We start from the raw sequence: 9,109 nt of genomic DNA on the forward strand, positions 1-9,109 counted from the left end.
GCCTGATCGCGTACGTCGTCCCGGCGCCGGGCGCGGCCGCCCCCGAGGCCGGCGCGCTGGCCGCCCACCTGGCGCGGACCCTGCCCGCCCCCGCCGTCCCGGGCGCCTACGTCGTGCTGAACGCCCTTCCGCTGAACCCGATCGGCAAGCTGGACCGCGCCGCCCTCCCCGAGCCCTCCGGACCGGCGGGCCGGGACCCGGCCCCGGAGCCGGGCCTGTACGGCGAGGTGGCGCTGGTCGAGGAGGTGCGGCGGATCTGGTGCGAGGTGCTGGAGCTGGACGACGTCGGCGCCGACGACGACCTGTTCGACCTCGGCGGGCACTCGCTCACCATCACGCAGATCTCGGCCAGGATCAGGAAGAGCGTCGGCGTGGACGTGTCGCTGGACGCCTTCTTCGACGATCCGACGATCAAGGGGGTGGTCGAGGAGATCGTCCGGCTGCGGGGGGAGCGGGACGCGACGGACGAGGAGGCCGGTCCGCCGGCGGAGATACGGCCCCGGCCGGGGGGGGGGGGGCCCCCGCGTCGTGAGGTCAGGCGACGTAGCGCGAGGACACGGTCCAGGTGTTGCAGGAGCCCGGCTGGGCGGAGTTGAAGCCCCGCTCCATCCAGAACGCCTGGCTGCGGCCCTTGCCGTGGTCGTTCTGCGCCCAGCCCTTGTGGCCGTTCTCGCGGAACCAGCTCACCATGTGGTCCCAGTCCTGCTGGGTGACGGGCAGCGAGTTGCTGATCGTCCGCATGAAGACCGCGGAGAAGCACTCGGCCTGGAGCTCCAGGCGGCGCGAGAGCAGGAGTCCGGCCGAGCGGCCGGCGCGCGCCCTGGCCGGGTAGTAGTAGCTGCCGATGCCGGAGACGGTCTGGACGTGGTGACCGTACTCGTGGGCCATCAGCCTGGCGATGCCGGCCGGGTACGGCTGGCGCAGCTCGCGCTTGGTGATGAGCATGTACATCGTGCGGTTGGTGCTGCAGTACACGCCGGCCGCGCCCGACACCCAGCGCCCGCAGGCGGTGTTGACCCTCTTGGTGACGATCCGCAGCCGCGGCTTGCTGAAGCTGAGGTTGGCCTTGCGGAACTGGGTGGCCCAGGCCCGGTTCAGGCAGTTCGTCATGCGCTGGAGGAAGCGCTTGTACGCGGCCGTGCTGCCGCGCTGGATGCCGCCGGGGGCGCAGTTCGTGCCGGCGAGCCGGCCGGTCCGGTAGAGCGGGTTGCGGGTCGCCGCGGTCTTGCCCCGCGGGTTGGCCTGCTGGGTGACCTGCAGCGCGGCGGCCTGGGTGGCGGCCTGCTGGGTGGTGGCCGGCTGGGTGGCGGCCTGGGTCTGCGTCTGTTGCCCGGAGCGGGCGCCGTGCGTCTGTGCGACCGCCGTACCCGTGCCGGCCAGCGTGAGGACCACGCCGGCCGCGGTTAGGGACGCCAGTTTCTTCATGGGGAGAGTGTTCATAATGTGCCAAAGAGTAGGTCAAGAGCTGACAAATTGGTGTGGATTTGAGTCGATGAGTCCGGTGCGGCTCGCGCGAACTAGACTCGACCCCGTCGGCGCACAAGAGCAGAGGGGAGCCGGATCCGTGAGCGGGTTGCTGGGCTCGATCGAGGGACCGCACGACGTCAAACGGCTCGCAGCCGGGGAGTTGCCGCGGCTCGCGGGTGAGATCCGCGACCTGCTCGTCGACTCCTGCGCGCGCTTCGGCGGCCACCTCGGCCCCAATCTCGGTGTGGTGGAGCTCACCATCGCCGTCCACCGCGTCTTCGACTCACCCCGTGACCCGGTCATCTGGGACACCGGCCATCAGGCGTACGTCCACAAGCTGCTCACCGGCCGGGCGGCCGGGTTCGACGCGCTCAAGCAGGAGGGCGGCCTGTCCGGCTATCCCAGCCGGGCCGAGTCCGAGCACGACTTCGTGGAGAACTCCCACGCCTCCACCGCCCTGTCCTACGCCGACGGCCTGGCCAAGGCGTTCAAGCTGCGCGGCGAGCGCGACCGCACCGTCGTCGCGGTGATCGGCGACGGCGCGCTCACCGGCGGCATGGCCTGGGAGGCGCTCAACAACATCGCCGCCGTCAAGGACCTGCCCGTCGTCATCGTCGTCAACGACAACGGGCGCTCCTACTCGCCGACCATCGGCGGCCTCGCCTCCCACCTGTCGTCGCTGCGGGTCGACCGCCGCTACGAGGACATGCTGGAGTTCGTGAAAGACAAGCTCGGGAACGTTCCCGTCCTCTACGACGCGCTCCACGGCATCAAGAAGGGCGTCAAGGACGTCATCGCCCCGCAGGCGATGTTCGAGGACCTCGGCCTGAAGTACGTCGGCCCCATCGACGGCCACGACGAGCAGGCCATGGAGGCGGCCCTGCGCAAGGCCCGCGGCTTCCGCGGCCCCGTCATCGTGCACGCGCTCACCCAGAAGGGCCGCGGCTACAGCCCGGCCGAGAACCACGACGAGGACCAGTTCCACTCGCCCGGCGCCTTCGACCGCGCGACCGGCGCGGAGAAGCCCAAGGGCCGCATCTGGACCGACGTGTTCAGCGACGAGCTGGTCCGGCTCGGCAAGGAGCGCGAGGACGTCGTCGCGATCACCGCGGCGATGCTCCACCCGACCGGGCTGGCGCGCTTCGCCGACGCCTTCCCCGACCGCACCTACGACGTCGGCATCGCCGAGCAGCACGCCCTCACCAGCGCGGCCGGCCTGGCCATGGGCGGCCTGCACCCCGTCGTGGCCGTCTACGCCACCTTCCTCAACCGCGCCTTCGACCAGCTGCTGATGGACGTGGCCCTGCACCGGCTGCCCGTCACCGTGGTGCTCGACCGGGCCGGCGTGACCGGCGACGACGGCGCCAGCCACAACGGCATGTGGGACCTCTCACTCCTGCAGATCGTGCCCGGCCTGCGGCTCGCCGTCCCGCGCGACGGCGAGCGGCTCACCGAGCTGCTCCGCGAGGCGGTGGACGTCACCGACGGCCCGACCGTGCTGCGCTTCCCCAAGGGGCCGGTGGCCGAGGCGGTCGAGCCCGTACGCAAGCTCGGCGGCATGGACGTCCTGCACGAGCCCGGCACCGACGACCCCGACGTGCTGCTGGTCGGCGTGGGCCCGATGGCGCACGCCTGCCTGGAGGCCGCCACCCTGCTCGACGCGCAGGGCATCACGGCCACGGTGGTGGACCCGCGCTGGGTCAAGCCGCTGGACGAGGCCCTGGTCGGCGCCGCGACGGGGCGGCGGCTGGTCGCCGTCGTCGAGGACAACGGCCGGGTCGGCGGCGTGGGCGACGCGGTCTCCCGCCTGCTGCGCGACGCCGACGTGGACGTGCCGGTGCGCACCTTCGGCATCCCGCAGCACTTCCTCGACCACGCCAAGCGGGCCGTCATCCTGAGCCGGATCGGGCTCACCGGCCAGGACCTGGCCCGGCAGATCACCGAGGCGGTGGCCAGACGGGCCTCCCCGGTCGTCAGCCCTTCGTGACGGCGCCTTCCCGGGTTACGCCCGGCACGCACGGGGAAAGTCGCACGTACGGCTGAGGAGCGGGGTGGCCCGCTCAGCGCATGATCGCCCCGGCCCCGGGAAGGATCGCCGACCGTGGACATCTTTCGCACCAAGAGTGTCGAGCAGTCGATCCGCGACACCGAGGCGCCCGAGCACCAGCTCCGCAAGCGCCTCACCGCCGTCGACCTGACGGTCTTCGGCATCGGGGTGATCATCGGCACCGGCATCTTCGTGCTGACGGGAGAGGTCGCCAAGGAGATGGCCGGGCCGGCGGTGGCCGTCTCGTTCGCGGTGGCGGGGATCGTCTGCGCGCTGGCGGCGCTGTGCTACGCCGAGTTCGCCTCCACGATCCCGGTGGCGGGGTCGGCCTACACCTTCTCCTTCGCCACCCTGGGCGAGTTCCCCGCCTGGATCATCGGCTGGGACCTGCTGCTGGAGCTGGCGCTGGCCGCGGCCGTGGTGGCCGTCGGCTGGTCGGGATACTTCAGCTCGCTGCTCACCTCGATCGGCGTCCACCTGCCCGCGTCGATCGCGGGCGACGACCCCGTGGTGGACGTGCCCGCGGTCGCGATCGTGCTGATCCTCACCGCGGTCCTGATCGCCGGCATCAAGCTGTCGTCCCGGGTCAACCTGGTCATCGTGATCATCAAGATCTCGGTCGTCCTGCTGGTGATCGTGGCCGGGCTGTTCTTCATCACCGCGGCCAACTACACGCCGTTCATCCCCGAGGCGCAGTCGACCCCGACCGTGGAGGGCGTGCAGGCTCCGCTCATCCAGGTGCTGTTCGGCATCACGCCGGTGGCCTTCGGCGTGATGGGCGTCTTCTCCGCCGCGGCCATCGTGTTCTTCGCCTTCATCGGCTTCGACATCGTGGCCACCGCCGCGGAGGAGACCATCGAGCCGCAGCGCGCGCTGCCGCGCGGCATCCTGGGCTCGCTGGCCATCTGCACGTTCCTGTACGTGGCGGTCTCGCTGGTCGTGGTGGGCATGCAGCGCTACAGCGAGCTGAGCTCCTCCGCCCCGCTGGCCGACGCGTTCACCGCCGTCGGGCAGGACTGGGCGGCGGTGCTCATCAGCATCGGCGCGATCGCCGGACTGACCACCGTGGTGATGATCCTGATGCTGGGGCAGACCCGGGTGCTGTTCGCGATGTGCCGCGACGGGCTGCTGCCCCGGCGGCTGGCGAAGGTCCACCCGAGGACCGGCACGCCCGCGCTGCTCACCGCGATCGTGGGCGTGGTCGCCGCCGTGCTGGCCGGGTTCATCTCCCTGAGCGCGCTGGCCGAACTGGTCAACATCGGCACGCTCTTCGCGTTCGTGGTGGTGTCCGTGGGAGTGATCATCCTGCGGCGCACCCGGCCCGACCTGAAGCGGTCCTTCAGGGCGCCGCTGGTGCCGCTGCTGCCGATCCTGTCCGTCCTGGCGTGCCTCTACCTGATGCTGAACCTGCCGGTCGAGACCTGGCTGCGGTTCCTCGTCTGGATGGTCCTCGGCGCGCTGCTCTACTTCACCTACGGCTACCGCCACAGCCGGATGACCCGCGCGGCCCAGGAGCAGCCTGAGGCGTCCTGAGGGGGCGGCCCGCCGGCCGCCCCCACGGGCTCACAGCGTGTAGACCGCCCCGCCGGCCGCCTTCATCAGGCACGCGTTGGAATACACCCGGCCGAACGAGACCGACCTGCCGCGCCACTTGCCGATCACCACCACCGAGACGGGCCGGTACTCGCGGGTGCAGACCGCCTGCGGGTGGACGTCCAGCAGGCCCGGGTCGCCGTCGACCTGCTGCAGCAGCTCGCAGGCCCGGCGCGGCGACCGGTGGTCGCCTCCGGACGGACGGCAGGTGAGGCGGGCCTCCCGCGTGCCGCCGTCCTTGACCGCGATCAGGATCCGCAGGCTCGCCCCCGGGGCCTGAGCCGCTCCCGGCGCGCCGCTCCTCGCCAGCGCGGGGGCCGCGACCGCCAGCAGGGCCCCGCTCAGCGCCAGGGCGCCGACCGCCTTCATCATGACCTTCTCCCTTCGTAGCACGGCCCGAGGCTACGACGGAGAGTGACGGCCGGAGGGGAGGCCCGCCGGGCGGGCCTCCCCAAGGCCAGGTCAAACCGGCAGTGAAGCCACGCCCTGCGGGAGGAAGCGTGACGGCGCGTAGCCGGCGCGGTCCAGGAACGGGGTGATCCCGCCCAGGTGGAACGGCCAGCCGGCGCCGAGGATCATGCACAGGTCGATGTCCTGCGGCGCGGCCACCACGCCCTCGTCCAGCATGATCCGGATCTCCTCGGCCAGCGCCTTGAGCACGCGCTCGCGTACCTGCTCGGCGGTGGACGGCGCGGAGCCGCCCGCGAAGAGCGCCACCGCCTCCTCGTCCAGCGAGAAGTCCGGCCGGTACACCCCCGGCTTGCCGGAGGCGACCAGCGCGGCCAGCTTCGCCGAGACGCCGAACCGCTCGGGGAACGCCTCGTGCAGCGTCTCGGCCACGTGCATGCCCACCGCCGGGCCGACGAGCTGCAGCAGCGCGAACGGCGTCATCGGCAGCCCGAGCCCGTCCAGCGCGTGCTCGGCCGTCTCCAGCGGCGTGCCCTCGTCCACGGCCCCGATGACCTCGCCCATGAACCGGGTCAGCAGCCGGTTGACCACGAACGCCGGGGCGTCCTTGACCAGCACCGACGACTTCTTCAGCGCCTTGCCCACGGCGAACGCGGTGGCCAGCGTGGCGTCGTCGGTCGAGCCGCCCCTGACGATCTCCAGCAGCGGCATGACCGCGACCGGGTTGAAGAAGTGGAAGCCGACCAGCCGCTCCGGGTGCGCCAGCTCGGCGCCCATCGCGGTGACGCTCAGCGAGGAGGTGTTGGTGGCCAGCACGCAGTCGGGCCGCACCACGGCCTCCACCTCGGCGAACACCTTCTTCTTGACCGCCAGGTCCTCGAACACCGCCTCGATCACGAAGTCGGCGTCGGCGAAGGCGTCCTTGGTGAGCGAACCGGTCACCAGCGCCTTGAGCCGGTTGGCCTGGTCCGGCGAGACGCGGCCCTTGCCGGCCAGCTTGTCGACCTCGGCGTGCACGTACGCGACGCCCTTGTCGAGCCTCGCCTGGTCGAGGTCGGTCAGCACGACCGGGACCTCCAGCCGGCGGGCGAACAGCAGCGCCATCTGCGAGGCCATCAAGCCCGCGCCGACGACGCCGACCTTGGTCACCTTGCGCGCCAGCGACGCGTCCGGCGCGCCCGCGGGCCGCTTGGCCCGCCGCTGCACCAGGTCGAAGGAGTACAGCCCGGCCCGCAGCTCGTCGCTCAGCAGCAGGTCGGCGAGCGCCTCGTCCTCGGCGGCGAAGCCCTCGTCGCGGGAGGCGGTACGGGCCAGCGCGATCAGGTCGAGCGCCCGGTACGGCGCGGGAGCGGCGCCGTGCAGCTTCATGTCCACCAGGAAGCGGGCATCGCTGACCGGCTTGTCCCAGTCGGTGGCGGTGTGGTCGGTGCGCTCGACCGTGACCTCGCCCTTGAGCACCCGGGCGGCCCAGCGCAGCGACTCCTCCAGGAAGTCGGCGGGCTCGAACAGCGCGTCCGCCAGGCCCAGTTCGAACGCCTGGCGGCCCCTGGTCATGCGGTTCTGCGCGAGCGGGTTCTCCACGATCAGCTTGATCGCGTTCGCCGGGCCGATCAGGCGGGGGAGCAGCTGCGTGCCGCCCCAGCCCGGCACCAGGCCGAGCGAGCACTCCGGCAGCGCCACGGCGGGCACGCCGGAGGAGATCGTCCGGTAGGTGCAGTGCAGCGCCACCTCCAGGCCGCCGCCCATGGCCGCGCCGTTGACGAACGCGAACGACGGGACGTCCAGCTCACCCAGCCGCCGGAACACGTGATGGCCCAGCGCGCCGATCGCCAGCGCCTCCTCGCGTCCGGTCAGCGCCGCCGCGCCCTTCAGGTCTGCGCCGACGCCGAAGACGAACGGCTTGCCGGTGACGCCCACGGCCGCCAGGTCCGTCCGCTGGGCGATCTCCGACAGCGCGCCGTTGAGCGCGAGCAGGCCGTGCGGGCCGAACGTGTTCGGCTTGGTGTGGTCGAAGCCGTTGTCGAGGGTGATCAGCGCCATCGTGCCCGCGCCGCCCGGCAGTTCCACGTCGCGGACCAGAGCCTTGGTGACGACCTCGTCCTTGGTGCGCTCGGTCAGCAGCGCGCGCCAGGTGTCCACGTTCCTCATGCCAGGTTCTCCCAGATCACGGTGCCGCCCATGCCCATGCCGACGCACATGGTGGTGATGCCGTAGCGCACGTCGGGGCGCTCGCCGAATTGGCGGGCGAGCTGCGTCATCAGCCGCACGCCGGAGGAGGCCAGCGGGTGGCCGAAGGCGATCGCGCCGCCGTACGGGTTCACCCGGGGGTCGTCGTCGGCGAGGCCGAAGTGCTCCAGGAAGGCGAGGACCTGGACGGCGAACGCCTCGTTGATCTCGATCAGCCCAATATCCGACATTTCGAGATTCGCCAGGCGGAGGGCGCGTTCCGTGGACGGGATCGGGCCGACGCCCATGACCTCCGGGTCCACGCCCGCGAACGCGTACGAGACCAGCCGCATCTTCGGCGCCAGGCCCAGCTCCCGCGCGACGTCGGCGGCGGCCACGACGCAGCCGGTCGCGCCGTCGTTGATGCCGGAGGAGTTGCCGGCCGTCACGTTGCCGTGCGGGCGGAACGGGGTCTTCAGCGTGCTCAGCGCGGCCGTCGTGGTGCCGGGGCGGGGCGCCTCGTCCTGCGTCGCCAGGCCCCAGCCCCGCTCGGCGGTGCGGACCGCGGTCGGCACCAGGTCGGGCTGGATCTTGCCGTCCGCGTACGCCTTGGCCACCTTCTCCTGCGACAGCACCGCGTAGGCGTCGGCGCGCTCCTTGGTGATCGAGGGGTAGCGGTCGTGCAGGTTCTCCGCCGTCATGCCCATGACCAGGGCGCTCGGGTCCACCAGCTTCTCCGACAGGAACCTCGGGTTCGGGTCCACGCCCTCGCCCATCGGGTGGCGGCCCATGTGCTCGACGCCGCCCGCGATCGCCACGTCGTAGGCGCCGAACGCGATGCCGCCGGCGACCGTGGTCACCGCGGTCATGGCGCCCGCGCACATCCGGTCGATGGCGTAGCCGGGCACCGTCTTGGGCAGCCCGGCCAGCACCGCCGCCGAGCGGCCGATGGTCAGGCCCTGGTCGCCGATCTGGGTGGTCGCGGCGATGGCGACCTCGTCCACCCGCTCGGGCGGCAGACCGGGGTTGCGCCGCATGAGCTCACGGATGACGCGCACGACCAGGTCGTCGGCACGGGTCTCCGCATACAGCCCTTTCGGCCCTGACCTGCCGAAAGGCGTGCGCACGCCGTCGACGAACACGACGTCACGAGAGGAAGGCACGGATTCGCTCCTCGTTGCTGGACAGCTTCCGGGCCTATGCTACTCGTCAGTAACTACCGCGCACGCGAGACCCACCGCCACCAGCGCGCAGAGCGCCGCCGGGCCGAGCTCCCACACCCGCCCGCGCGCCCCCAGCACCCCGCCCACGGCCAGCACGATCCCCGCCCTGCGCGGGACGGCGCGCCACCGCTGAGCGCGCGGGCCGAGCAGGAGGTCCGCCGGGGCACCCAGGGGGCGGCGCGGGCCGGGGTCCCACGGGTCGCCC

The 9,109-nt window shown here is 72.1% G+C and carries 7 protein-coding genes and 1 pseudogene; 4 read left to right on the forward strand and 4 right to left on the reverse strand.

Translation table 11 applies throughout. The features are described 5' to 3' along the window. A partial coding sequence (locus tag OUY22_RS34060) for a phosphopantetheine-binding protein (protein ID WP_270159405.1) occupies window positions 1-596 on the forward strand: 596 nt, incomplete at its 5' end. Here OUY22_RS34060 and OUY22_RS34065 read toward each other — a convergent pair. Then, window positions 535-1,425, reverse strand: a complete 891-nt coding sequence (locus OUY22_RS34065; RefSeq protein WP_270159406.1) for a neutral zinc metallopeptidase — start codon at window positions 1,423-1,425, stop codon at window positions 535-537. The genes OUY22_RS34060 and OUY22_RS34065 overlap by 62 nt on opposite strands. Before the next feature lie 148 nt (window positions 1,426-1,573). Here OUY22_RS34065 and dxs point away from each other — a divergent pair, with 148 nt between their 5' ends. Together dxs and OUY22_RS34075 are read left to right on the forward strand one after the other, a co-directional pair. Then, a complete protein-coding gene (dxs, locus tag OUY22_RS34070) occupies window positions 1,574-3,454 on the forward strand; it encodes a 1-deoxy-D-xylulose-5-phosphate synthase (protein ID WP_270159410.1) in 1,881 nt (626 codons plus the stop codon). A 114-nt stretch (window positions 3,455-3,568) separates the two neighbouring features. Next, on the forward strand, window positions 3,569-5,047 hold the full coding sequence (locus OUY22_RS34075) for an amino acid permease (RefSeq protein WP_270159407.1): 1,479 nt from the start codon (window positions 3,569-3,571) through the stop codon (window positions 5,045-5,047). A 30-nt stretch (window positions 5,048-5,077) separates the two neighbouring features. Here the strand turns inward: OUY22_RS34075 and OUY22_RS34080 are convergent, their stop codons facing one another. The 3 genes from OUY22_RS34080 to OUY22_RS34090 form a co-directional block, all read right to left on the reverse strand. Continuing rightward, window positions 5,078-5,500, reverse strand: a complete 423-nt coding sequence (locus tag OUY22_RS34080) for an SSI family serine proteinase inhibitor (RefSeq protein ID WP_270159408.1) — start codon at window positions 5,498-5,500, stop codon at window positions 5,078-5,080. 69 nt (window positions 5,501-5,569) lie between these two features. Then, complete coding sequence (locus tag OUY22_RS34085; RefSeq protein WP_270159409.1) at window positions 5,570-7,663, reverse strand: 3-hydroxyacyl-CoA dehydrogenase NAD-binding domain-containing protein; 2,094 nt, start codon at window positions 7,661-7,663, stop codon at window positions 5,570-5,572. Beyond that, window positions 7,660-8,823: a thiolase family protein gene (locus tag OUY22_RS34090; RefSeq protein WP_270159412.1), complete on the reverse strand. Its 1,164-nt coding sequence runs from the start codon at window positions 8,821-8,823 to the stop codon at window positions 7,660-7,662. The genes OUY22_RS34085 and OUY22_RS34090 overlap by 4 nt, the downstream gene beginning before the upstream one ends. A gap of 57 nt (window positions 8,824-8,880) precedes the next feature. Between OUY22_RS34090 and OUY22_RS34095 the strand changes: the two are divergent. Beyond that, window positions 8,881-9,109, forward strand: a pseudogene (locus tag OUY22_RS34095) (hypothetical protein); the annotation flags it as partial.

This window comes from Nonomuraea corallina, from assembly GCF_027620315.1.
Lineage (GTDB): Bacteria > Actinomycetota > Actinomycetes > Streptosporangiales > Streptosporangiaceae > Nonomuraea > Nonomuraea corallina.